The following is a 25,741-nucleotide window of genomic DNA, read 5'->3' as shown; positions in this document are numbered from 1 at the left end:
TTTAAAGTGTGAGCTGTGCGCCAAAACTCAGGGCAAAGGGTATTGGCATTGTAGGAAAATCCGGATCGATCCCTTCTCCATTTGCCGTCCACAACAGGCCTATGTTATTAGCAAAAGCGTACACCTGTAAAGCTTTAATAAATCCTTTTCGTTGTTTGATAGCAAAATCGTAGGCCAAACGTACATCCTGTAAACGGATCAGATCCGCCCGCTTTACGTTGACTTCACTGTTCACGTAGAAAGCGTCACGACCATTTATATCCAGAAACACCATAGATGGCACCGTAGTAAACAATTCATCACCTGGCTTTTGCCATCGCTTATTATAGTCGGCATGGAGCGAACTGTAGTTTCTGTACAGATCACCGTAGCTGATTGTCGGCTTCCTGAAATAATGCCCGAAACTGTAGGAAATGTTGATTGACAAACTCCACTGCTTATATGTGAAATCATTTCGCAATGAGCCGAAAAATGGCGCTATTGCCCTTCCGTGGTAGATCAGGCTATCTAAAGGAGTATTGTTCATGGAACTGATTGCTGTGTAATTATCGCTCGGCACTCCGTTCAGATAACCTAAGGGATTTCCATTGCCATCATCGAGGCCTGCCCATCTGTAGCTGTAGATACTGAACAGTGGCTTGCCCTCTACCGGTGTATAAAATAAGCTCTCGCGATTGATACTCTGATCAGGGAAATAAGCACTCAAACTACTCGCTGTACGTTTGTAAGCCGTAATTTCGTCGATGGCATAGCTGAACAGTAAAGTACTTCGCCAGCTTAACTTTTTGCGAATGTTGGCGGTGCTGAGTGTAAGGTCAAAACCCTTGCCTATCATATCTGCCACATTTCCGCGAAAGCTTGTTAACCCTGTGGTAGCACCCAGTGGCCCCTCGCCTATCAGATCCGACGCCCGCTTTTTGAAATACTCGAAACTACCCGAAATACGCTCATTTTTACTTGCAAATTCCACTCCCAGGTTCAACATGGAAACGCGTTCCCATTTCAAATTTGGATTGGGCGGTGAAATGATAAAAGCGGCAGGTTTTCCCGTAAAGCTTGCATTCGCCAATCGGGCCGTCGTAAAGGCCGTCACGGAATTGTCCAGATTGCCATTATATCCATAGGTTGCTTTCAGCGTGAGTGAAGGCAGTGCCGCCCACTTATAAAAGGGCTCATCGCTCAACACCCACTTCCCGCCCAAGCTCCATAGCGGCACCGCTTTCAAGTTGGCCGCTACACCAAACAGATTGGACTGGTCGATCCGCCCACTGGCTGATAAAGTATAACGGTTTTTGTAACTGTATGACACATTGGAATAATAAGATCGGAACCGATCAATCGTTCCCGATACATTTCTCGGATCGGGAATGAGTGCATAACCTGAAGGATAAAGTCGATAATAAGTATTGTAATTGACCGGACGTGAGGAGCCGTTCGCCTCATCATAACCATAAAAGCCGAAGGTACTGCCCGCAGTTTTTATTTCCCTTACTTCAAATCCTGCGATGGCCGCTACAGCATGATCTTCCCATGTTTGCGTGTAATTCAGTTGTATCCTTCCATTATGGGCGTTTAATTTATTCTGTGACCTATTCAAGATACTACCTTCAGGTATATTTCTTATAAGTGTCCCATTCTCAAAAGTTGTATATCGATTGATCAGATCGCGCGTGTAAAAAGCATCCGGATGATAAAGATTTTCAGTGTCACCCCTTTGCTGTTGGTATTGATAACGTACTTCGGCATTTAAACCCTCCCATATTCTGTACCGTATGCCCGTTTGAACCCTTACATTGTTTGCGTCGGCTGTTCGCTTTGTAAGGTTTCTTTCATCCAAGGGGCGGTAACCCCAATCCAGCAATCCGATCGAACTACTTTCACGTATAAAATCTGTCCGATATTTATTGCTAATGGGTAGTGCTTCTCCATTGTTTCCACTTAAGCGGGCATATGGATAAATATTACGAGATCCCAAACGGATCGTATTTAATGCAGTGTTAGCCGGATTATCGCTCAAGATATAATCGAGTCCAAAAGAAAGTTGAAGATTCTGTATAGGCCGCACATTTTGGCGTGTACTCAGGCTTATCCTCCGAAGACCGTTCCCCACCAGGTTATCCTTGTTATGATCAAAACCGGCGCTATAATAATAACTGTAACTTTTACCGCCTCCGTTAAAATTAAGCGCGTATTGCTGTTTTACTGATTTGCGGTAGAAATAATTCTTTAAATCATCTCTTACGTCATACTGTTTGAGCTGCTGTATTAAGGCTTCCGACTCAGCCACGGCAACCGTTCCATTTCGTGCGGCATTCAACAGTTCAATTACAGGACTTAAAGGTGGATAGCTCGTTACATTGTTGATGTCGTTATCAAAATATCCATTTTCAAATAGCATACGTTCCACCTCAATAAAATCGCCTGAACTCATTCTAGGTTGATAATATAGGTTAGGTCTGTTGCCCACGGTCAGGTTCGTATTGACTCCGATGGACAAAGGTGTCTCGCCCGAGCCATTTTTTGTTGTAATCACAATAACGCCGTTAGCGGCTCGAACACCCCAAATAGAAGCGGCAGCCGCATCACGTAGAATACTGATGCTTGCAATATCATTGGGATTGATACTATTGATATCGCCTTCGTAAGGAAAATTATCCAGTACAATCAACGGTTGATCATTTGCGAAGATGGTGCTCCTGCCTCGTACACTCAACTTTGGCTCCCCTCCCCCTCGCTCATCAAAGGCCAGCGATGGTGTCACGCCCTTCAGTCGGCTGATAACGTCGGTGCTAACACTCCGATTGAACAATTCGTTATCAACCTGTACAAAACTGCCCGTAGCACGTTCTTTGGGTAAGGTTTGATAACCCGTGCTCACCTCTACCTCATCCAACTGATTATCATTGGGTTCCAAACGAATCGTCAAGCCTTCCGCTTGGCCTCTTTGAAAATCCACTTCTTGTGTTCTATAACCGAGAAAGCTAATGACAAGTACACCTATCCCCTCTTTAGCACTTATTCTAAATAAACCTTTCGCATCAGCGCGTACAGAAATAGTGCTCCCTTTAATTCGCACGGTTGCCCCCGTAAGTGGCTCATCTGTACCTCCCGCCATGACTCTTCCCGTTACAAAATAATCACTCTGCAAAGCCACGCCGTGGGCAGCCTCCGGGGAGGAGGACTGCCGGGCGTGTGCCAAACAAACACAGAACAAGACGTTTAAGGCTGTAAGGTATATGGTATAGGGTTTAAGGGTATGCGAGGCCCACTTACACAACAAGCCAAAAAAGCTATCTCTCGAAGGTATAGCACCTTGCGTTAAAGCCGATGCATTTCGCCTAAATCTCTTTGCATTTCGCCATATTTTATTTGCATTTCGCTCACCATTAAATGCATTTCGCCCCTGCCAAATTGTATTTCGCCCCTCCGTACCTGCATTTCGCCCCCTATTGACTGCATTTGGCATACCTTTCGTTGCATCTCGCCATTTAGCAAATGCATTTCGCCTTAATTTCCTTGCATTTCGCCATAATTTACCTGCATCTCGCCTAACGCACGTCACATACCACCTCGATTTGCCGAACCCTTCATGGCAAGGTCTCGAAGGAACATCTGCTCGACAGCTAATAACTGGCCTCCAAAGCTTCGGGTAGTAGAAGCTAAGTAACGGCACTACCTTTGAAAGAAGATTTGCAGCCAGGAGTTTTGCGTACCTTTTGCGGAAAAAGGTACAAAAAGAAAATTCGTCCCTATTAACGGTCGTTCGTCCCAAAACAGTACTACAAATAGGTTGTTCGTCCCTGAATATTGCAGTTCGTCCCAACAAATACTGAAAAGCACAGAATAAAGTGGTTGAAAGCGAAAAGCATAAAGATGCATTTTGTCCCCGCCAAATTGTATTTTGCCCCTCCGTACCTGCATTTCGCCCTCTATTGACTGCTTTTGGCATAGCATTCGCTGCATCTCGCCTTTCGTCGAATGCAGATCGCACCCATTTCCCTACCAGTTGAGGCAGTTTTCTTGCATTCTGCAACAGTTTTTCTGCAGTTCGTCCCAACCTTAAATTGACGCCTTCCCTGTAGATGCTATGGAAAGGTCTCGAAGGAATATCTGCTCGACAGCGAATAACTGGCCTCCAAAGCTTCTGGTAGTAGAAGCTAAGTAACGGCACAAACTTTGAAAGAAGGTTTGCAGCCAGGAGCTTTGGGTACCTTTTGCGGGAAAAGGTACAAGGAATATTCATCACTAATAATTCATCATTCATCACTAAAGAAGGCTTTTGCGCGCCCGCCCAAAAACGTCGTTCGTCCCTGAATATTGTATTTCGTCCCCGCCAAATTGTATTTTGCCCCTCCGTACCTGCATTTCGCCCTCTATTGACTGCTTTTGGCATAGCATTCGTTGCATCTCGCCATTTAGCAAATGCATTTCGCCTAAACTTCTTTGCATTTCGCTCACCGTTAAATGCATTTTGACCCTGCCAGATTGTATTTCGCCCCTCCGTACCCGCATTTCGCCCCTTATTGAATGCATTTGGCACACCTTTCGTTGCATCTCGCCTTTCGTCGAATGCAGGTCGCCCCCCTTTTCCTACCAGTTGCGCCAGTTTTCTTGTAATCTGCAGCTCTTTTTCTGCAAGTCGCCGATCAGATTTGGAATTTTCAATAGGCTCTGTTTTAATCAAACAATTTCTACATAATTTAAAAACCGTTGAATTTTTAATAAAACGTGCAAATGTGAGCAAAATCATTTGGCACGTATGCCTATAAAGCCTATATTTGAGACATAGGTATCCCCTATGAACGTAAACCGTCATTTTTTTAAATTAGATTTAGGTGTTTTTGTTAAAAAATTTCAAATATAATCCACCCATTTGGGCTATATAAATAGCTCATCAAGTCGAAAATAAGAATAGGATTTACGAGATTAGGTTGGAGCTGTAATGATAAGGATAATAGGATTTTGAAGCGGCATTGCATGTGCAGGAACCACTTCGCAAACCGAACTTGCGAGAGTTTTAGTTAGTTGGTTTTTTAGGTTATTTGAACAACTCGTTTTCATCTTTCGTTAGGTTTAAACGAGTCTCCGGTAAGTAAAAAAGCAGGGAGGAATCCTCACAAACTAACTACTCATTTCGAAGTTTGGTACCCGAAAGCAATTAGCGGCGAGGCCCTTCCCTGCACAAAAAGCAAAGATAAGCTTTTTGAAAGGAAAAAGGCTTTCATCTCACCGCCTCCTCTTCGGGTACCAATCGAAATATTGGAGACTGTATACATTAACGTAAATCGCTAATGTGTTAAAATATCGTTGGTGCTATTACTAACACTCACAATACAAAGATAAAACATCAAAATAAAAATAGCAACTATAATTGCTGATTTTATTTTTAATAATAGTCAAATGTTTGACAGACAAGATAATAACAATAAAAAAGAAAAGAAATTAACTCCTTTAGGACAATATTTATTACGCGTTGACGGCTTTGAGGAAATGATTTTAGCCGATGAACAGATTACGTTGGAACGACTGGATACACTTTGCACTAAAGCAACGTCGCTATTGTATGCCGATGAATTTTTTCACATCATCACAAAAATAGACAGAAGCATTGACGACGCTTGCAAAGTAATTTTCGGAGACCTAAAGGTAGCTGACTATAAAAAAGAAATTGGGAATAGTAGCAAGCTGTCAAGACTTGGTAATTATATAGAGCAATTCACGATAGAACAAAGAGATATCGCGAATAAAACTGGGATAGAACGCACTCGATTTAATAAGCTAGTTAAGAGTGACGATAGACGCCCTTATGCTTTTGAAATATATCTGCTTGCGTTGGCTTTGGACAAAAAACCAAGTGAAGTTTTTAAGGCTTTATATGAACGAGATGGCAATGACAAAGGAAGTAAATGATGTAAAATCTGGACAAGTGGGAAATATAAAAACTAAAGAGATATGACACTTTGTTTCCTAAACATCGGCTCTTCAGAAATGGTAATGCTCTTGTTTGTAGCTCCAGTGATGGCGATCGGCATTTACGCTCTATACCAGTGCATAACTAATCCGCAGCTTACAACCACACAGCGCATTGTCTGGCTTATCATTATTCTTTCGGTGCCGCTGTTTGGATGTGTTGGGTACCTTTTAGCAAACAAGACCAATAAAAATAATGGTGCAGTAAGGAAGTAGGAATCTATCTATTCTCTACAAGGGTAAACAACGGAACACAGAACGATTAATAAAAACAGCTAACACATAAACCTAATATATGAATACAAATCATCCGAACGTAGCACTGATACATGAGTTCTTCCGCATTTACGCTAGCAATGAAATCGATCAACTCGGCAATGTACTAGCAGAAGACATCAAATGGCATATTCCGGGCAAGCATCCGCTAGCAGGCACTAAGGTTGGTATACCAGCCGTAGTAGAATACCTTGGACAACTAAGCAAAGCCGCATTCCAGGCCTCTCCTATTGTAATGGGCGTAACTGATCAGTATGTAATCGACTGCCATCGCAACTGGAGCAATCTCGAAGGAGCTAACAACCTTGATAATATGTCTTGCCTTTTGTGGAAGATTGAAAACGGCAAAATCGTAGAGGTGTATAACTTCCCAGAAGATCAGCATAAGGTGGACGCATTTTTTGGGGAGGTTTATGGGTAATTTTAAGGGACCAATGTTGTCTTATTAGCATGAAAACCTATTTAGAAACAGACAGGCTGATACTAAGAGAAATCGTTTCAGAAGATGTTGATGGAATGTTCGAACTGGATTCCGACCATGAGGTACATAAATACTTAGGAAACAATCCTGTAAAGAACAAAGAAGAAGCAAGGAAAAACATTGATTTCATACGGCAGCAGTATATCGAAAATAAGATTGGCCGTTGGGCAGTAGTGGAGCGAAGCTCGAATCAATTTATAGGATGGGCAGGTTTAAAGCTGATTAAAGAGACGATCAATAATCATATTGATTACTATGATCTAGGTTATAGGCTAATAAAAAAATTCTGGGGACGGGGTTATGCAACAGAAGCTGCAAAAGCAACGCTCTCATACGGTTTTGACAAGCTCAATTTACCAGAGATCTTTGCGATCGCAGATTGCAACAATACAGGATCGAATAAAATATTAACCAAAATAGGCTTGAAGTACGAAGAGGTGTTCTTTCTAAATGGAATCAAGTGCAATTGGTATCGAATTGGCTCGGAAGAATTTAAAGAGTACACTTGAAAAATGAAAGCAAAAATTGCTATCTCCAGTTAATGACTAAAAAGCATAAGGGGCATCTTGCGAAAATTGAACAGCAGTATCCGTACGTGGTATAATGTTATTATCTACGCCACCAAAATTATAAAGTATTTTTTGCTCACCTCCACTATGTCCGGCCTGTAGCCGGGCTACTGCATTTATCTTTTTGTATAAGGGCTGATGACAGGCCAACTTTATAATATTTTATCTTTTTTAGAAAATATCACCTATATATTCACAGATCTGCATGTAATATACGGCATGCCTGTAAGAACGCATCTCGTCTTCTGGTTGACACTTCAATTTTTGAATGATCTGACAACGTTATATAGCCCCCTTTACCTTTATTATATTTACAGACATGCTCCAGGTTTATCAGGTGTGAATTATGTACACGGAAAAAATTATACTCCGTTAACAGATCCTCGAAGTATTTCAATGTTTTAGATGCCGTGTATTTATCGCCGTCCAAAGTATAAATATACGTATAGTTCACATCGGCCTGGCAGCGGATGACCCGGTTTATTTCAAGAAAAATATAGCCTTCCATGGTGGCGATGCTGATTCTTTTTGATTTCCCGGCAGGTGAAAGGTGGGAAAACAGCACCTTAAGCTTCTCTGTGAACTGCTTTTCTTCCATCCTTTTTTTTGCTTGTTCAAGGGCCGAACTTAGATCAACCCGTCTGAGCGGCTTTAACAGGTAATCCAATGCGCTGAACTTAAAAGCATGGACGGCATACTGTTCATAGGCCGTAGTAAAAATCAGGCTGAATCCCTTAAAGGAAATATGCTGCAACACATCAAAACCCGTCTTACCATGAAGCTGAACATCCAGGAATAAAATTTCGGGCTGCAGGGTATCAATTCCAACTACAGCCTCAGTAAAAGTCTTAAACACATGAACGCTGCTACCCGAACTTATTTCAGGCTCAAGTAAGGACATCAGCCGGTCGACACAATGCTGTTCATCATCTACAATGGCGATTCTCATGGATTAAAAATTTAAAATCTGAACACAAGTGGCAAATTAACTTCTATCCGCGTGCCCTGCACTTCCTGTTTATCAATCAGCTTCATATGTCCCTGCCCCTTATGCTGACGTGCGAACAAAGCCACTCTTTTCTCCGAAATTGATAACCCGCGGGACTTTCGGTTGCCTCTATCTTCCTTATTTTTTATTCCGGTTCCGTTATCATCTATAGAACAAACCAATTGCTGGTTATCTTTATTTATTGAGATACGTACTAATCCCGCTACCTCCGTGAATGCGAATCCATGCTTAATGCTGTTTTCAATAAAAGGTTGCAATAGTAAGGGGGGCACCATCACATTATCCTGATCTACATTATCTGCCACCTCTATGCGATAGTCAAATAATTGATTGGCCAACCGTCTTTTTTCCAATTCAAGATAGAGTGTAAGAAAGCTCAGGTCCTCCCGCAGGGGAATCTCGCTTTGGTAAGAATATTCCAGGGTCATGCGCATAAGCCTTGCAAAATCGGCCAGATAGTCCTGGCTTTCGCGGCTTCCCTTGTTAACCATATAATCGCCAATAGAATTGAGCGAATTGAAGATGAAATGGGGATTCAACTGGCTCCTGAGTACCTGTAGCTCTGTCTCGGCCACGAGGGCTTTATATTCTGCTTCCTGTTTCTGGATCTTAAGGTCCTTACGGCGTTTGTAAAAAACAAAAGCAGCAACGGATGCCAGTAACACGCCACTGCCGCCAAGCATGGTCGCGTTACGGATCATCTTCTGCCGCCTTATCTCTGCATGTGCCACAGCCTGTTCTTTCTCAAATTCAAAGGAGACCTGTTTACGGGTAATTTCTCTCGTCTTTTCTTCATTGAATATGGTATCATTGACAGTCACATGGCGTCTGTACATCTCCAGCGCCTCCCGGTACCTGCCAAGCGCTTCATAGGTTTTGCTAACCGCACCCAAAGCCTCGCTTTCTCTTAAAGGAACTTTACTTTCTTCTGCAAGCTTTAAAGCCTCTTGCTGCAATTTCAGTACTTCTATTTTCTCCTCCCTGTTACGGGCGAGACTACCTTTGGCGGCTGCCAAAGCAATGAGGGCAAGTGACTGGTTGCCTTTGTCATCCAGGTTCCTGTAAGCACCCACGGCCTCTTGCAAATATGCGAGAGATGCTTCCGGCTCACCCATATCCCGTAAGGTGATTCCGATATTGGTTTTATCAGAGGCAATTCCGTAAGCATCGCCCGCCTTTTTGTTAAGATCTAAGGAACGATTGTAATATTCCAGGGCCTGCTGAGGCTGCTTCAGAAAGTCATGGAGCGAGCCGATATTGGCATAACAAAGCGCGAGGCCTCGTTGGTTGCCCTGTTGCTCATACAGCCGAAGAGCCCGTTGTTCATAGTCAAGCGCTTTGCGGTACTGTCGCTGGTTTTTGAGTACCAGACCAATATTACTGAGCAGGTTTGCTTCAAGGCCTTTATCTTCCGGTCTATTCACCTTTAATCCTGCGACATAAGCATCCATAGCACGCCGATAGTCATTTATCGTCATAAAGACCGTTCCAATATTGTTATAAGAATGCCTGATACCGGCTGGATAGTCAAGCGATCGAAAGACCTCCAGCGCATCTTCATGATCACGCAGGGCCTCGGCGTATTCACCCAGGGCAAAATAATTCAGGGCCCGGTTATTGAGCGTCTTGGCATAGCTCAGGCGGTTACCCGATTCCCGGTAGATATCTAGGGCTTTACCGGTTGCCAGCATTGCCAGTGAATCCTGCCCTTTGGCCCAGTAATTGATTCCCATCCGGCTATAGGCCATCGCCATTCCCCGCAGAAAATGAAGCTCCCCTGCCAGTTCTTCTGCCTCTTTTGCCCGTTGCAGCCCTTTATCCGGATCGGTATAATGATAATTAAAGGCGAGCTCAGTAAGCAGGATCACCCTTACGGTATCTTGCTGCAGATTTTGCGTTAGTAAAAGGTTGAGAGAATCTATTTCCCGTTGCAATTGCTGAGAAAATCCCTGCAAACCAACCAACAGCATCATAAAAAAAATAAGCACCGGCTTCATTGCCTAAAGGATTAAGGGGGCATAACAAAGTTGACAAATAACCAAACTTAGACAAAATTTGTGTCATATGCAATAATCATATGCCTCATAAAATAAATAGTCCCAGGCAGTAAATCATCCAAAACCGGCATATAATCATTCTGACTTTCACCATTTCTTACATCTGCTAATTTTGGGAAGGAATCAATCAAACAGCTTATGAAAAACAGTAATCAATCCGGTCCTGGCAGCGATGATCTCAAAGGGCTTATGAACAGGGAGAATCTGAAAGACTTTTATAAAAAACAGCTTCCGGCACTTTTGAAAACCGTCTTTATAGAGCCTATTAATGGAACCTGCCGGATATTTAAGGGGGAAGGGGCAGGAACTTATGGGAATGCCCTGCTTCTGATCGGCACCACGATGCTCCTGTATTTTATCGGCCCTTATCTCCTTGCCGGAAAATACCTCCGGGAAATGCTCTCCTTCGGCGCACTGTTTAAATTTGCTCTGCTTGCCGGTATCTTCGTGTTGCTGGTCAGTCTGCTGTCCTTCGGTATAAAAACCTTCAATGGGAAACCTGCTTTCAAACAGGAACTGTTAACCGGAGCGCTGTGTGGTGTCGGCCTCATTTTGCTTCTTTTCATATTGTTGCTGGTAAGAATATTCGGTAACGGCTTGGATATGTACGACCTGATGAGTCCGGGAGGCATTATTCAGCGCATTGGATTTTTGCTGATTTTGGTGCTGTATATCTACCTGTTTATGGTCAATATTTTCCAGCAATCACTTCGCGCAAGCGGAACCAGCGATACTATAGGGTGGTATATTTCACCCATTGCCATCCTCCTTGCAGGCTATTTAACCATGAAAATTGCACAGTCCCTACTAACACCTTCCACACCATTTTAAATCACATTCATCATGTTAAAGTTTCACCCATATAACTTTCTGCTGTTAATTATATTACTGTCAAATGCGCCTTCGTATGGCCAGGTTTCAAAAAAAACTTCTAATCCTACGCTGAAAGAATCGTTTGAAGAACTGAAAGGGATCTTTAAGAAGAAAGGGACCGATAACAGCCAGTCTATAGAAAAAAATGAGAACCAGTCTATTTCGCGAAGTCGGAACCAGATAGTCGGTGATAAATTGGCTGCCGATGTAGTTTACATTGAAGCTGACCGCTTATGTGACTTCAATAAAGGCAAAGCCATTATCCAAAAAGGAACCGCTACAGCCATGATCGATGCAAAGGGAAATATCGTCGTACCGTTCAACCGGTATCGTTTCTTTGCGCTGGACAATACGTATAGTTTTTTCAATGATAACGTCTCAGCTAATGGCATTTTCCAGTTTGCCCCAAATGAAAAAGAAGGATTTACACATTTCATGAACGCGGGAGGGAAGGAGCTTACTGGCCCTACGGTGGAAAACAGCTCCAGTCTTTCATTTGATGAAAGCAAATCCATTTTGATCAAAACAAAGACTTTATATAACAGACCTAGAAATGCGCAAGGCCATCACCCAACCCTGTTCTACTATATGACCAGTGATGGACAGGTCTATCAGCATGAAAAACAACTGGGATATATTCGGGAAGGGATCGGCATATATTCCGCATATAGCGGTAACACCTGGAAATCAGGCTACGCGCGGTTGAACGGAGAAAGTATAACCGAGGCAGTGTACGACGAAGCGAGGCCATTCAGTAACGGTATGGCACTGGTGGGTCAACGGGACCAGTTTGGCCAGATAAAATATGGCTATATCAATAGTGATGGTAAGTTAATCATTCCATGTATGTTCTCAAAGCGCCCGTCCGATTTCTGGTGTGGATATGCCAAAGTGGAACCCAAGGATAAAAGTGAATTTGAGTATGGCTATATCAATAAAGCAGGAAAATTGATTTTTACCATTACGATGGCCGACAGGAAAAAATATGGGCTAAACAATGTAACCTTTGGAGATTTTCAGGACTATGGCATGATGAGCAGCATAGGTGGGTTTTATGTGATGGACACTACCTTCCGCATCATTCCCAAGGCCGACTTTTTTGCACGCTATGGTATTGCTGGAGTTGCTCATTTTAAAGGGGCTTATTATGATCGTGGCAACGGAAAGCGACACACCGGGAAAGGGCTGTTCAGTGTAATAGGAGAAAGCAATCCGAAGATTTACTTTTCGATCAATCCTTCTGCCCATATAGGGTTCATTAACTTGGCGACAGGTCAGGTGGTGATGCCTGCATTTTCGCGTTTAGGTTATTTTGATCCGGTTTCTCATCTGGCCTATGCAGAAATAGATAATATTGTTGAAAAAAGCGGTCATAAAATCATAGAGACCAAAAAGGGATACATCAATGAACAGGGAGAATGGATCGTTCTTCAAAGTAAAGGAAGCACATGGTAGTAGAACAGCAAGAAACCTTTTAAATAATATTCAACAAATGAAAAAATTGATTTATGCATCAAGCCTCATGCTGGCTGTTTTGCTATTTTGCGGATGTTCTAAAAGTGACCCCGGACCGGATATGTCTTCAGACTATTACTTTCGATTCAAAGTTGATGGTACACAAATCGAATACCCGATGCAAACAGACCAGATCAATCTTACAGGTACTATGGGCTATGATGAAAACGCCCGTACCCACACCATCCATGTAGCCGGGATGAAAGACATCTATCAACCGCAGACCCATACGCTCACTTTTATCATGAGTGACACGGAAGAATTTTCTAAAGGAGTTAGCTATAGCAATATTCCTGATGCAGGTGACGATTACCCCAATTTCATGTTCACATTGGGATATTACGACGCGGATGGTCACCTGTTTTCAGCTTCGGGAATGGGCGACCAGAATATGCATGGCTTGTATGAACCTGCCTTTATTGAATTTACCGAGATTACCAACACGCATATCAGTGGTACCATTTCCGGCACATTGAGCTGGTACGACAGCAGCAGCGGCACGAATGTTTTAATAGGAACAGTCATTATTTCAGATGGACAATTCAAAGTTCCTCGGTATTAGTCGAACAAAAGTGATATCTAAAGAAGAGATCGGAATAACACTTCCGGGGGTGACTGTTGCCATCATTGTTATATATAGAAGAGTCTCTAAATGCCTATTTTCCCTTTTACAGCGAAAGGTGTAGAAGCAAACTTTAAGAGCTTTACACACTCACTGCCGCCCTCACGGGTAGAATACCTGGCAACAAAATGTACACTATGTATCCAACGTCGGCTACCCGTCCACGTGGACAAACCTGACACACTCATGGCCCTTGTTGTTTGGTGAAATCAATCATGATCTTCCTTATCATCCGGCTTCCTTTGGTCATGCAAATACGGGTCACTTTCATTTTCCAGTTCCTGTAGGCCTGGCAGTGGTATATGCATGCGGTCCCTTCAGGTCGCTGGCCCGCCTTTTCAGATCATCCAGTATCTGCAGTTTATTTTTGGGTTCAGTTTCCCTTTCCGCCGTGATAGTAAAATCAAGTATTTATTTTATTGGTTTGTGGATTTTAGGGTTTAAACTCTTTTTTAAATTCCACCCGATAGGCAACACCCTCCCGGCTACCCAGGTTTTTGATCGCATGGGGTCCTTCAGCTCCCATAATTTCACCATGGTTCAAAACTTCCGGTGGCATTTGCGCAATTGCAATACTGTCTTGAATCATATATCCGTTATCCTTCAAAACGTATTTGTAATAAGTCATCGGCGTAGCCTGCGAAAACCACATGATACTCTTCCATCTGTGCGTGTGTACCGGTTCCGTCTTATTTGGTTCAAGAATTACCCGCAAAATTCTTACGGATGAATCTTCATAAACAATTTTGTGACTTTCAGGCGCTGCTTTTACCGCGTCCACGTCGTTAGGTACGTTCCATTTGGATTCAACAAACGCTGTATCGGATTCTGTTCCAGAATTAACAAGATCTGTTTGAGCGTCTGTCTGATAGAAAGATTTTGCTAGGAAAAAACTTAAAATTCCGCCAATCAGAAGGCCGGTTATTAAATACGTTATTTTCATTTTCAATGAAATTTAAGTATGTATTTTGTTCAAACGGCTTTTATACAAATTACCAAGCAGCCATAATGCAAGAGGTTTATAGGGTATTTTTATACTTTACCGTCGTCATCACTTTTTTGTTTCAGTCAATTGAGCGTCTCCTTCTTTTCAATATAACCAGATTCAATAACGTGATTTAAACTTACTCAAATCTATATTTTACAAGTGAAAAAAGCAAGTACGTTATTTTCTTTAGGGCGACCTTTTAATCTAAAGTTTCGTTTGTTAGGAAAAGTTACTTTTCATCCGGGTGACCGTTACGAGCTCACCTGGAGGCTGCAAAAATTATCCGTTTAGGACTAGTCATATATTAGTTGATTTTTATTTGATAGGATAAAATTAAAATCATTGTTGTCCGGGGAAAAATAAAAAGGAGCAGTAGAAATTAATCAGACTGCTCCGAGATTCATACTTTTGAGTTGCGACAAAAAAGCATGAACAAAAGTAATTATTTCAGCGGACAGCCGCTGGTTAGTCAGCTGATAAAATTTTTGGACAGGGAAGAAATTAACCGGACAGCCAAAAAAGAGCGAAGTGACCGATACTATAAAAAGTTTCACACCTATGATCATCTGGTAACGATGTTAATGACAGTAATAAGTGGCTGTAGTTCCCTTCGGGAGATTTCAGGTCTGTTTCTGGCCTGCCAGGGTCGTATCGGCCATTTGGGACTGAAAGACTTCCCCCGCAGGAGCACTTTTGCCGAAGCCAACAGCAAGCGCAGCAGCGATGTCTTCGCCAAGATATACCAGAAGCTCTATAGGCGCTACCGTTCCTTTTTACCGGACAGCCCAAATGAAAGATTGCCGGTGAAAGATCTGTATATTGTCGATTCGACCACCATTAGCCTTTTCAGCGATGTGCTCAGGGGAGTTGGGCGTAACCCGAAAGAAGGAAAGAAGAAAGGGGGTATCAAGGTGCATACCATGATCAATTCCCGGAAAGATGTGCCTTCGCTGGTACGTTTTTCCTCAGCGGCCACCCATGACCATGTATTCCTGAAGGAACTGGCGCTTAAAAAGGGATCCTTTGTGGTATTCGATAAAGGTTATGTTGATTATACCCAATATGCCAGCTGGGATATGGAAGGCGTATTCTTTGTGACCAGACAGAAGGAAAACGCTGTTTATAAATCTTTAGAGCAATTTACTGTCCACCAAAAGGATGCAGAGGGTGTAATGGAGGATGAGGTAATCAGCATAGAGGTAAAGGGTAGACCTTTGTTATTGCGCAGGGTATTCTATTACGACCATGAAAATGATAACATCTATGAGTTCCTCTCCAACAACTTCGAGCTGGAAGCTACCGCTATCGCCGATATTTACCGGCAGCGCTGGCAGATAGAATCGCTGTTCAAAAGGCTCAAACAGAACTTCCCGCTTAAATATTTCCTGGGCGAATCCCAGAATGCCATAGAGATACAGATCTGGGTATCACTGATCGCCCAGCTCATCCTACTGGTAATTAAAGAAAGGACTAAACGTAGATGGGCCTTTTCCAATATGGTATCCTTTATCAGGAACCATGCTTTAACTTACATAAATCTCTATAAGTTCCTGGATAATCCAGATGTGAAATGGGATAGGTTAACATTAGGAGATCAAAATCAGTTAAATATCTTTCAGACATGACCATGCTATCGGTATTAAACAGAAAAACAGCACTCACAAAAAAAAGGCAGGCTTTTTAGTCCCGTTAGAAATTTAGCCGGACAATAATGTTTTAATATATATGTATAAAGCTTATATTTGAGACATAGGAGTCCCTGTAGGCACTTAAACCTCGTTTTCTTTTAGATTTAGGTATTGAAAAATTGAATTGAAAAAGACATAATTATTCATTAAATCATTTAAAAAATGAGATTTAGCAAATAATTAAACTGAGATTTATAGGCTTATGTAGGAGCTGTTATTATAAGTATTTGAGGATTTTGAAGTTGGTTTGCACGTGCACGAGATATCTTGCAAATGGAGCTTGCAAGATTTTGGGTGAATCAGAAGAAACGATTTCGCGATAGCGTAATAACCATAGGCAGCCCTCGCTTGAAAATTTAGAAACGATTTCAAAATTCTTAAAGATCGACAAAAGACAACTACTTCATGAGAGCGAATGGCAACATAACGATAGTAACAAACAATCTTGATATCACAAATTATGATACTAACCAATAAGAACTCATGATTATGACACTAAATATTTTAAAGGCAGGGCTTTCACGTATAGGAAACACAAAGAAAATTGAAAAAGCTTGCTAAAAAATGACTGAATGAGAACTAACAACTGCATAATAAAAACGTTTACCTCTTCCATCTTCAAACTGCTAATCGCCATGTTGGTATTTTCAGCATGCTCAAGCGGAAAAGATCCTGAAAAATATATGGGTTATTGGGTAGAAGGCAACAGTGATCTGACTATACCAACGGAAATCAAAAAACAAGCAGGTAAACTCTTTATCATAGCAGACAATGATGGCGAAAAAATCGAGATGCCTGCCACTTTCGACGAAGACGGAAAATCATTAAATGCGAAGCATCTTACACCAGCGGGTAGCTTAGACATGCAGGTCGTTTATCTTGAAGATAGTAAACGCCTAAAAATAACCATGGCTAATAGCTCCACAGAATTCACTAAAATATCGGAAACAGAAGCGAAAGAACGAACAAAGAAAGTGGAAGCATTTTATGATCCGGATTTTCTTATCGGCAAGTGGATTAATTTAAAAGCTACCGACTTAGACCCCATAGAAATCAGAAAGGATGGTAATAAATCAGAGCTGTCCAAAATAAATTTGAGAACAAAAAATAAGGGTTTCAGCGGTCTAAAAAGCAATCCAAACGCTTCTTATTGAAAAGAATCCCTGGGTGTTGGTATAAATTTAACCATCAAATAATTTCAGCTGCGCCATTTGGATAATCTCTTTTTGTTCATAAAAAGGATTATCGAGCCATTTTTTCAGTCCGATCTTCACAAAGAGGTTCAATCTAATAAAGGAAACCAGATTGGACAGGTGCCATTTATATTGGGCCTTTTCCTTTAGGAATTTCAGTAGCAGAACAGCGATAAGGGCGGTCCATAGCTGTATCTTACGGCATTTTCCGATGTCCCCACAAAGGACTTTATTTTCAGGTTCTGTTTGATTTGTTTGAAGAATACCTCGATATGCCATCTTTCTTTATAGATATCGGCCACGGTCTGGGCCTTCCAGTGTAAATTGTTGGTAATGAAGGTGTATTCCTGTCCACTTCTGCTGTCCAAATAAACCACCAGCCTTAGCTTTTCGGGATAATCCCTGCGCGCCTGCGGTGCGGTAAGGGTAATGAGCTGGTCGGCAAGGATAAAGGCGTTGCCGCCACTTTTACCGGTATTGTCCTCCATGATCTGATAGGCCATGTTGGTTTTGGCCCGTGTAACGAAAAAGCACCGGCTGCTGTCCAAAACCCACAGCCATTTGTAATCCACGTAGCCCCGGTCCATTACCAGGACGCTCCCTACCGGAAAAGTAAGCTTCCTTGCCACATTTATTTCGTGGACGCTGCCCTGGGTGATGGCTGTAAAGACAGGCAGACAGCCATCGTAATCCAGTAATGTATGCATCTTCACTGCACCCTTGCTGCTGCGGTAGGTGGCCCAGTCGAATATTTCCAGACACAGGGGGATGACCGTGGCATCCAGCAGGTAGATATTCCGTTTCAATTGTTTAAGGCCGTTACGCGCAAAAGTGTGCCGTTGCCACAATTCTTCCAGCATCTTATAATAAAAGTCCCGGAAAAGCTCATAACTGCGGTGTCTGTTGATATAGGAAAGACTTGATTTGCACGGGACACGGCCTATACCCAGATGGTTGATATTACCCGTGGTGCTCCTGAGGCCCTGACTGATATCACGGACGGAACCGGCACCTCCTATATGGCAGAAGAGCATCGATACAAAATGTGTCCAGCTGTTGATTCCCTTACTATGTTTATCGCTACCGTGCTTTTTTACCAACCTGTCGAATTTTTCCCTCGGAAAATACGACAGCAATTGACTGAATAAACTTATATTTACCATTGGAGGTTATGTTTTTTTTCGCAATCAAAACTTACGGCTTTTTAGCCGTACCTCCTCTTTTTTCCTTAATTATTTTTCAACGTTTTGGACGGCAGTGGTAATAAATATTTTCTCCAAACTGCCCATAACAATACGGAAATTAAATATGACAAAAGAGCTTTTGTCTGGTCTTACTTGAACAGCCCTTCAAGAATAAGTAGGCTAAAAAATGGACATCTACAGTGGGAACTTGGCGCACTTCGCACAGAATATAGAAGAATGTAATGATAGTAAATTTTCTAAATATCGGCTCAGTAGAGGTATTCGTATTTGTTTCCCTGATTATGGCGATAGGGATCTATACGCTGTACCAGTGTATGACCAACCCAAGGCTCTCTTCAAAAGAAAGGCTTCTATGGTTGTGTGCAATACTCGTCATACCACTACTTGGATGCGTATGTTATCTCCTATTTAATAAGAACTATGTAAGAAGATAAGAATTAAATAACTTAAAACTTAAAATTATGATTGTAAATTTTCTAAACCTCGGAATGCCAGAAATGTTAATCCTGTTCAGTGCCTTTGTTTGGGCAGTAATTTTTGTAATAGCCTTTGTTAAGTGCATAGCTAATAAGCATTTCACTCCTATTGAAAAAGCTGTTTGGATATTACTTATTTGCGTTGCTCCGTTTTTTGGTGCGATTGCCTATTTAATAGCTTATGGAAAAAACAAGAAGAAAGAGCCTGTACAAAGATATTATGGGGAAGCCTAAATAACGTGAAAACTTATTTAGAAACGGACAGGCTGATATTAAGGGAGATCGTTGCTGAGGATGTAGATGGAATGTTTGAGCTTGATTCCGATCACGAAGTACATAGATATTTAGGAAACAATCCTATAAAGAACAAAGAGGAAGCGCAGAAAAGCATCGATTTTATACGGCAGCAGTACACTGAAAATAATATTGGCCGTTGGGCTGTGGTAAAGAAAAACTCTAACGAATTTATAGGCTGGGCGGGTTTAAAGCTGATTAAAGAAACAACCAATAGTCATATTGATTACTATGATTTAGGTTACAGGCTAATAAAAAAATTCTGGGGAATGGGCTACGCAACGGAAGCCGCAAAAGCTTCGCTAGCGTATGGCTTTAATACGCTCAATTTACCGGAGATTTTTGCCATTGCCGATTGCGACAATACAGGGTCAAATAAAATATTAACCAAAATAGGCTTGAGGCATAAACAGGTGTTTTTTCTAAATGGAATTAAGTGCAATTGGTATCGAGTTAGCCGGGAGGAATATAATGAGTACACATAAAAATAAGGCGTCACAAGTTGTGATCTCAAATAAATAAACGCTTATAGCTCTAATCAACAAAACCTAAACCAATGACCAAAACCAAACCATCAAATGAAAGCTTGATCATCCCTGAAGAAGTGGTGATGAATCAGATCTATTATATCCGCGATCAGAAGGTAATGCTAGACAGGGATTTAGCGGATTTGTACGGAGCAGAGACAAAGGTATTAAATCAGGCGGTTCGTCGTAATATCGACAGGTTTCCTGAGGATTTCATGTTTGAACTATCACTAAAAGAATATGAATCTTTAAGGTCACAATTTGTGACCTTAAAGACAAGAGGCGCCCACAGTAAATATCTTCCCCATGTTTTTACTGAGCAGGGCGTTGCTATGCTCTCAAGCGTATTAAACAGTAAACTGGCTATACAAGTAAATATCCAAATCATAAGAGTATTTACCAAGCTTAGACAAGCATTAGCTGACAATACGGACCTACGGCTAGAGATCGAGTATATCAAAAATGAGTTGGAAAAACAAAGCCGCACACAGGAGAGTCAGAATAAAAATATTGACCTTATATTTTCTTACATAGATCGCCTTCAAGAAAAAATTGAAACAACACCATCTGTGCAAAAGAAAACGATCGGATATGAAATAAAAGGAGCACAGAGTAAATAATGAAAACGACTAATATATAAATCTGATAATATGGACACAAATCATCCGAACGTAGCACTAATACACGAATTTTTCCGCATCTATGCCAGCAATGAAACCGATCAACTCGGCAATGTACTAGCAGAAGACATCAAATGGCACATTCCGGGCAAGCGTCCGCTAGCAGGAACCAAAGTCGGCATACCAGCTGTAGTAGAATACCTTGGGCAGCTAAGCAAAGCCGCATTCCAAGCCTCTCCTATTGTAATGGGTGTAACTGATCAATATGTGATCGACTGCCACCGCAACTGGAGCAATTTAGAAGGTGAAATCAATCTAGATAATATGTCGTGCCTATTGCGGAAAATAGACAATGGTAAAATCGTAGAGGTTTACAACTTTCCAGAAGACCAGCATAAGGTAGATGCATTTTTTTAGGAGGTTTATGGGTAATAGATAATACAAACAACGCTAATGGCACTAAATCTTCTAACCTCGGTTTCGCGGAAATGCGCACATTAATAGCGCTATACTCCGTTAGTCGAACTAACAATAGAAACAAAAACAAACTTTAGAAGACCTTATGCTAATTTGCTCGAATTGCCACAAATCGTACATTGGGGGTAAAAAAAACCATGATTATTGAATGTTTAGATTAGAACGAATAAAATTTATTGGACATCCTCAGCTCGGTGACATTGATGTACCACTTTTAGAACTATCGGAGTTAAATAATGCTTCTAAACCATATACTTCCGTTATAATAGGACCGAATGGAACTGGAAAGAGTTATATTTTGCGCGAGATAGCGGAGATATTTCGTCAGTTCGAAGAATACAAGGCTACAGGTACAAGCGTTGTTAGGATAGCGTACTCATTTATATTGAGATACCACGTAGACGGAAGCAGCTTTGAAATCGCAACTTACAGGCTTATTGCTGTGAACAAAACAAATGTTACAAGGAACCATAGATTTTTCAAAGACAGACCTTTTAATTTTGATTATTTTGAAGATGATATCCCCTTTGAAAAAAATAAAACGCCCTTCGATATAGATTTAAAAGATCTAAAACTTCCGAGCAAAGTTTTAGCAGTATCGTTAATTTATAACGACAGATTCACATTTAAAGATAGTCAACCCGATGAGTTTTATCAGTATTTAGGACTCCGTAGCGGTAGTGGCTCAACAAGCACCCGGGCTGCACAACGGAAAACCATAGGCAACCTGTTTAGTGCATCTATCACAAACGATTCCTTTGTTAATAATCTAAAACAATTGCTTAATTTCTTAGATTTCGAAGAAACTTTTAAAGTTCAATATACAACAAGGTATAATAGTTTATTTTTTTCTAACTCACTAACTGTCTCGAACTTTATCAAGTTTTATGAACGTTGGTGGGAAGAGGATTTTAAATTCTCTGCGCGAAAGGAGAATAATCCGCCTTGGAGCAAATCCTACTACGACAACAATTTCAAAGGGAAAGAAACGGAGATACGCAAAATTATCGATTACCTAGAGGGCATTATCAATAGTGACGAAAAACTAAAGAAAAAACCAAATTCATCAACAAAAGCATTCATAGTTGATTTTCTAAACGTCAACACGTCCTCTGAAGAAATTAGATCTATTCAACACCTTGAAAGGTTAGATATTCTAGGCCTAGACGGTATCAAAATAAAAAAGGCTGGCAATGAATTTACAACCACAGAAATAAGTTCAGGCGAGTCAAGTCTCCTTCTTTCAATAGTAAACATCTTTTCAAGGATCGATAATAACAGCCTTATCTTAATTGATGAACCAGAGATAAGTTTACATCCGAATTGGCAAATGCAATATATCTCCTTTTTAAAGAAAGCGTTTTCGAACCTTTCAAATTGTCATTTTGTTCTTACTACCCATTCGCATTTTTTAGTTTCAGATTTAGAGGGGCAAAGTTCATCCATCACCGCCCTGAAAAGAAAAGGAAATAAAGAGAAGACGATTAAAGCAAGGCTGTTAGAAGGAGAGAACACATTTGGCTGGTCTGCCGAAGAGGTGCTATATAAAGTTTTCAATGTTCGAAGTACGAGGAACAGTTATTTAGAGTACGATCTAGTTAAACTTACAGCAATGATTAATAACGGCTCAAATGATTATGAAACATTAGTCGCCATATTGAAAAAACTTGAAAGTGTCCAGCTCAGTGAGGAAGACCCTTTGAAGATAATAATCGAAAAAACACAAAAATATATTTCTGAAAAAGATGCTTAATATTGTTACCAGAGTGTCGCTTTCTAAAGCAAGTAAAAAAACTATTAATTCACTCACCAAAAAAAAAGGATCGCTAACGGTTAATTCCTGGTCGACAATTAGTAAAAGGGTTAAAAACGAAATTTCGAAGAAATTATCGTACAACCAAAGAGGTAAGTGTGCTTACTGCGAACGCTATTTATTTGGTTTAGGACATGAAATTGACCACTTTGCTCATAAAGCACTTTATCCTCGCTTTACCTTTGTAACTGTCAACTTATACTATTCTTGTAGCTCTTGCAATTCAACCGCCAGAAAAGGTCAAAAAGCAACTGTTTTAAATTTACAACAATACTACAAAGATTGCACCTTTTTAATCGTGCATCCCTTTTTCAATAATCCTGATGACGAAATCAAATTTATAGACGAGGATAAGGTGGTATTTGATAGAACGCAGTCCACTGAACTTGGAAGAAATACCATTGACTTTTTTAAATGGGACGATTTTGAGTCAACAACTATCAGAGCCAGAACGCTCATGTTCGATAGATTGAGTCCTTTAGTTTCCGATGAGGAACGTAAACTTATCTCTGAAATTGTAACCTATAAAAATTAAATAAAATTTAGTTATGGGCCATTCACATATATTGGTACTCCCAAATTTTAATACAAATCATCTACGATACACGAGCTTCTCTGCATCGATGCCTGCATTGAGACAACCAGCTCGCCAATGTACTAGCAGAATACATCAAATGGCACATTCCGGGCAAGCATCCGCTAGCAGGAACTAAGGTCGGCATACCGGCTGTAGTGGAATACCTTGGACAGCTAAGCAAAGCCGCATTCCAGGCCTCTCCTATTGTAATGGGGTAAGCGATAGTATGTGATCGACTGCCACCGCAACTGGAGCAATTTAGATGGTGAAACTAATCTAGATAACATGTCTTGTTTATTGTGGAAAATAGACAATGGCAAGATCGTAGAGGTGTATAACTTCCCAGAGGATCAGCATGAGGTAGATGCGTTTACTTGTAATTTAAACTTGGAAACAGAAATTCTCCTTTCGAGACCTTAGCTGAAGCTGATATACCAGGCAGCACTATATATCAACGTGTTCGAAGATTTGATTTTCCCTTCTATGCAATTTCTGACGCCAAAAAGCGTTTATTATTAATATCGCTCCCCTTCATATACTGTTTAATGTCATTAGCTATGACTTCAGCAAGGCTGAAGGCTAAATTGACTGGAACGGAATTGCCTACCATTTTATACCCGCTATTTAGATTCCCATACCTAAATACGAATTCATCCGGAAATGACTGTAACCTAGCGCACTCTCTGACAGTAAGACGCCTATACATATATTCCTTTCCAGACACAAATCGCCGAACATCTTTACCGATTTTCTCCATCGGTGGAGAATCTGGATGTAGCGATGTCTGTCTACCACTCGCCTGTATCGTAAACGAGGGCTCATCCCAACACAATACGCGATTACGGGACATAAATATATACGAATATCCTCCTTGCCAAAATTCATGATTTGGTACAGACTTTAAGCCCTCTGGTATTATAATATTTGAAGCGCCTATCTCCCCTCGCAAATCGTAAATCGCATCTTTTACGACGGGCTTTTCTAATTTCGGCATCGGAAAGCAATACTTCTTTCCCATCTCTTTTGCATATCCTACAAAAAAAACTCTTTTTCTGTTTTGCGCAACTCCATAGTCATTTGCATTTAACACTTGTACAGATACTTCATAACCATCTCCAGCGTTATTCAATAAATTTAGGATATTTCTATATGCAAACAGATTGCGTTTAGACAAAAGCCCTTCAACATTCTCCGCTACAAAAAAAAGCGGCTTCTTATCATGTATTATCCTTATAAAATCAAAAAAAAGTCTTCCTCTTTTATCTTCAAAGCCCCTTCCTTTACCGGCAACACTCCAAGATTGGCATGGAGGTCCGCCAATAATTCCCATAATATTGTCTGGTATTTCTCGAGTAGCTATCTTGGAAAGGCTTCTCTTATCTAACGTTGTTTCAGGAAAATTTCTCTCATAAGTCTCCCAAACACTTGATGCATTATCATTGGCCCAAATAACTTCAAACCCAGCTCTTTCGAAGCCCAAGTCCATTCCCCCGCATCCAGAAAATAAGGATATAATATTCATATCAATTAATTATACCACCGACTCTTTAGTTGCAAGAATTTCAGCAATTATATCAAATGAATCAAATTTTTTCAATTCGATTTCTTCATGTAAATGATGTAGCATCCTTTGTCTGTCGAAAACAACACTTTTTTTTATCTTGTATTCTTCATGCCAGTTGCCATTTGCTCTTCTAAATGAATAGGGAATAAAGACCACATTTAGGGGATATGTCGACAAGGTAATAAATTCATTCCACGAATCAAATTTAGACGAATGTTGCTTATTTACCCATTCAGGAGTGCATGCACATTGACAAAAGTAAATAGGAAAATGTTTATTTTTATCTCCTAATCGGCTTAATCCGTATATGTCTAATCCTCCATCCCCCCGGTTCTTTTCAGACAGGTCTTCTCTTTTAATCAATACTTGCTCTCTTAAATGCTCCGCTAAAGTAGTTAGTTTTTCCCAAAACAATTCATTTTTTTTTGATTCCTCACCTACAGACTCGATATTGCTACTTCCAAAGAGATGAACTTCGGCCCCGGCTGGCAAAACTGCTTTTAAAACTAATAAGCTGAGTTGTTCAAAACTACTCGTAAAAATCGAATTATATTTAGAAAATGCCCCTAAACAAGAGCAAAACAGCATAAGAATATAGATTTTAGATCTATCTGAAATATCCTCTTTGAAATAGATTACTTTATTATCATCACTTAAATAAAATGGATAGTATCCCTTAAACACTTCTACTCTATAAGCTATCAAACTATAGACGTCTTCAGCAAGAATACTATTATTTTGATTAATTTCTATCGCAGCTCGGTGTTTTTTAAAGTCATCCGTATCCTCTCTGTCCCTTCTATTTGATAATCGATCGATAAAATCATTCTGTGACAACATTTTATCAATATTAAAAACACATAGAAGCTCTAAATAATCAGCCCAATGGTGATTATCTTTTTTTTGGAAATTCGGAAAATAAATATTACTTTTTTTTGTTCCCATCG

At 40.7% G+C, this 25,741-nt stretch carries 25 protein-coding genes; 17 read left to right on the top strand and 8 right to left on the bottom strand.

Annotation, left to right across the window (positions count from 1 at the left end; translation table 11 throughout):
* Nucleotide 1: 1 nt before the first annotated feature.
* Nucleotides 2-4,684, bottom strand: a complete 4,683-nt coding sequence (locus E0E36_RS05195; protein WP_165446919.1) for a SusC/RagA family TonB-linked outer membrane protein — start codon at nt 4,682-4,684, stop codon at nt 2-4.
* A gap of 716 nt (nt 4,685-5,400) precedes the next feature.
* Here E0E36_RS05195 and E0E36_RS05190 point away from each other — a divergent pair.
* The 4 genes from E0E36_RS05190 (at nt 5,401) to E0E36_RS05175 (ending at nt 7,236) form a co-directional block, all read left to right on the top strand.
* Complete coding sequence (locus E0E36_RS05190) at nt 5,401-5,910, top strand: hypothetical protein (RefSeq protein WP_130854997.1); 510 nt, start codon at nt 5,401-5,403, stop codon at nt 5,908-5,910.
* Nucleotides 5,911-5,952: 42 nt separating this feature from the next.
* Nucleotides 5,953-6,186 carry a PLDc N-terminal domain-containing protein gene (locus E0E36_RS05185; RefSeq protein WP_130854996.1) on the top strand — a complete coding sequence of 78 codons (234 nt, stop codon included), beginning with the start codon at nt 5,953-5,955 and terminating at the stop codon, nt 6,184-6,186.
* A 79-nt stretch (nt 6,187-6,265) separates the two neighbouring features.
* A complete protein-coding gene (locus E0E36_RS05180) occupies nt 6,266-6,667 on the top strand; it encodes a nuclear transport factor 2 family protein (RefSeq protein WP_130854995.1) in 402 nt (133 codons plus the stop codon).
* 29 nt (nt 6,668-6,696) lie between these two features.
* A complete protein-coding gene (locus E0E36_RS05175) occupies nt 6,697-7,236 on the top strand; it encodes a GNAT family N-acetyltransferase (protein WP_130854994.1) in 540 nt (179 codons plus the stop codon).
* 36 nt (nt 7,237-7,272) lie between these two features.
* Here the strand turns inward: E0E36_RS05175 and E0E36_RS27670 are convergent, their stop codons facing one another.
* From E0E36_RS27670 to E0E36_RS05165, 3 genes are read right to left on the bottom strand one after another with little or no spacing between them, the layout of a single operon-like run.
* A complete protein-coding gene (locus E0E36_RS27670; protein WP_165446918.1) occupies nt 7,273-7,446 on the bottom strand; it encodes a hypothetical protein in 174 nt (57 codons plus the stop codon).
* A 43-nt stretch (nt 7,447-7,489) separates the two neighbouring features.
* Nucleotides 7,490-8,245, bottom strand: a complete 756-nt coding sequence (locus E0E36_RS05170; RefSeq protein ID WP_130854993.1) for a LytR/AlgR family response regulator transcription factor — start codon at nt 8,243-8,245, stop codon at nt 7,490-7,492.
* A gap of 11 nt (nt 8,246-8,256) precedes the next feature.
* The gene (locus E0E36_RS05165) at nt 8,257-10,302 is read right to left on the bottom strand and encodes a tetratricopeptide repeat-containing sensor histidine kinase (RefSeq protein WP_130854992.1); all 2,046 of its coding nucleotides are present in this window, start codon (nt 10,300-10,302) and stop codon (nt 8,257-8,259) included.
* 198 nt (nt 10,303-10,500) lie between these two features.
* Here E0E36_RS05165 and E0E36_RS05160 point away from each other — a divergent pair, with 198 nt between their 5' ends.
* Genes E0E36_RS05160 through E0E36_RS05150 form a run of 3 tightly spaced genes read left to right on the top strand, consistent with a single transcriptional unit; the run spans nt 10,501 to nt 13,312 of the window.
* Nucleotides 10,501-11,193: a hypothetical protein gene (locus E0E36_RS05160; RefSeq protein WP_130854991.1), complete on the top strand. Its 693-nt coding sequence runs from the start codon at nt 10,501-10,503 to the stop codon at nt 11,191-11,193.
* A 12-nt stretch (nt 11,194-11,205) separates the two neighbouring features.
* Nucleotides 11,206-12,690: a WG repeat-containing protein gene (locus E0E36_RS05155; protein WP_130854990.1), complete on the top strand. Its 1,485-nt coding sequence runs from the start codon at nt 11,206-11,208 to the stop codon at nt 12,688-12,690.
* On the top strand, nt 12,641-13,312 hold the full coding sequence (locus E0E36_RS05150) for a hypothetical protein (RefSeq protein ID WP_130854989.1): 672 nt from the start codon (nt 12,641-12,643) through the stop codon (nt 13,310-13,312). Before E0E36_RS05155 ends, E0E36_RS05150 begins: the two co-directional genes overlap by 50 nt.
* A 493-nt stretch (nt 13,313-13,805) precedes the next feature.
* Here E0E36_RS05150 and E0E36_RS05145 read toward each other — a convergent pair whose 3' ends face one another.
* On the bottom strand, nt 13,806-14,315 hold the full coding sequence (locus E0E36_RS05145) for a hypothetical protein (protein ID WP_130854988.1): 510 nt from the start codon (nt 14,313-14,315) through the stop codon (nt 13,806-13,808).
* A gap of 473 nt (nt 14,316-14,788) precedes the next feature.
* Here E0E36_RS05145 and E0E36_RS05140 point away from each other — a divergent pair, with 473 nt between their 5' ends.
* Together E0E36_RS05140 and E0E36_RS05135 are read left to right on the top strand one after the other, a co-directional pair.
* Entirely contained in the window at nt 14,789-15,985 is a 1,197-nt protein-coding gene (locus E0E36_RS05140; protein WP_130854987.1) for an IS4 family transposase, read from the top strand.
* A 635-nt stretch (nt 15,986-16,620) separates the two neighbouring features.
* On the top strand, nt 16,621-17,202 hold the full coding sequence (locus E0E36_RS05135; RefSeq protein ID WP_130854986.1) for a hypothetical protein: 582 nt from the start codon (nt 16,621-16,623) through the stop codon (nt 17,200-17,202).
* A 194-nt stretch (nt 17,203-17,396) separates the two neighbouring features.
* On the opposite strand, the gene E0E36_RS05130 is transcribed toward E0E36_RS05135, so the two are convergent.
* On the bottom strand, nt 17,397-18,404 hold the full coding sequence (locus E0E36_RS05130) for an IS4 family transposase (RefSeq protein WP_207303720.1): 1,008 nt from the start codon (nt 18,402-18,404) through the stop codon (nt 17,397-17,399).
* A gap of 263 nt (nt 18,405-18,667) precedes the next feature.
* Between E0E36_RS05130 and E0E36_RS27975 the strand changes: the two genes are divergently transcribed.
* The 8 genes from E0E36_RS27975 (at nt 18,668) to E0E36_RS28155 (ending at nt 23,650) form a co-directional block, all read left to right on the top strand.
* Nucleotides 18,668-18,880 (top strand): PLDc N-terminal domain-containing protein, encoded by a 213-nt coding sequence (locus E0E36_RS27975; RefSeq protein ID WP_130854985.1) that lies wholly within the window; start codon nt 18,668-18,670, stop codon nt 18,878-18,880.
* A 27-nt stretch (nt 18,881-18,907) separates the two neighbouring features.
* The gene (locus E0E36_RS05120) at nt 18,908-19,156 is read left to right on the top strand and encodes a PLD nuclease N-terminal domain-containing protein (protein WP_130854984.1); all 249 of its coding nucleotides are present in this window, start codon (nt 18,908-18,910) and stop codon (nt 19,154-19,156) included.
* A 5-nt stretch (nt 19,157-19,161) separates the two neighbouring features.
* Nucleotides 19,162-19,701 carry a GNAT family N-acetyltransferase gene (locus E0E36_RS05115; RefSeq protein WP_130854983.1) on the top strand — a complete coding sequence of 180 codons (540 nt, stop codon included), beginning with the start codon at nt 19,162-19,164 and terminating at the stop codon, nt 19,699-19,701.
* A gap of 71 nt (nt 19,702-19,772) precedes the next feature.
* Nucleotides 19,773-20,363 (top strand): ORF6N domain-containing protein, encoded by a 591-nt coding sequence (locus E0E36_RS05110; protein WP_130854982.1) that lies wholly within the window; start codon nt 19,773-19,775, stop codon nt 20,361-20,363.
* A 30-nt stretch (nt 20,364-20,393) separates the two neighbouring features.
* Nucleotides 20,394-20,780, top strand: a complete 387-nt coding sequence (locus E0E36_RS05105; RefSeq protein ID WP_130854981.1) for a nuclear transport factor 2 family protein — start codon at nt 20,394-20,396, stop codon at nt 20,778-20,780.
* A 208-nt stretch (nt 20,781-20,988) separates the two neighbouring features.
* A complete protein-coding gene (locus tag E0E36_RS05100) occupies nt 20,989-22,593 on the top strand; it encodes an AAA family ATPase (protein WP_130854980.1) in 1,605 nt (534 codons plus the stop codon).
* A complete protein-coding gene (locus E0E36_RS05095; RefSeq protein ID WP_130854979.1) occupies nt 22,586-23,188 on the top strand; it encodes a retron system putative HNH endonuclease in 603 nt (200 codons plus the stop codon). The genes E0E36_RS05100 and E0E36_RS05095 overlap by 8 nt, the downstream gene beginning before the upstream one ends.
* Before the next feature lie 327 nt (nt 23,189-23,515).
* Nucleotides 23,516-23,650, top strand: coding sequence for a hypothetical protein (locus E0E36_RS28155; RefSeq protein WP_278045503.1), 135 nt, complete (start codon nt 23,516-23,518; stop codon nt 23,648-23,650).
* A gap of 61 nt (nt 23,651-23,711) precedes the next feature.
* On the opposite strand, the gene E0E36_RS05090 is transcribed toward E0E36_RS28155, so the two are convergent.
* Together E0E36_RS05090 and E0E36_RS05085 are read right to left on the bottom strand one after the other, a co-directional pair.
* A complete protein-coding gene (locus E0E36_RS05090; RefSeq protein ID WP_130854978.1) occupies nt 23,712-24,752 on the bottom strand; it encodes a DNA cytosine methyltransferase in 1,041 nt (346 codons plus the stop codon).
* 9 nt (nt 24,753-24,761) lie between these two features.
* Nucleotides 24,762-25,739, bottom strand: a complete 978-nt coding sequence (locus E0E36_RS05085) for a hypothetical protein (RefSeq protein ID WP_130854977.1) — start codon at nt 25,737-25,739, stop codon at nt 24,762-24,764.
* Nucleotides 25,740-25,741: the final 2 nt, after the last annotated feature.

It is taken from the genome of Olivibacter jilunii (assembly GCF_900607235.1).
Classification (GTDB): Bacteria; Bacteroidota; Bacteroidia; order Sphingobacteriales; family Sphingobacteriaceae; genus Olivibacter; species Olivibacter oleidegradans.
This window is presented reverse-complemented; position numbering and strand designations above follow the sequence as displayed.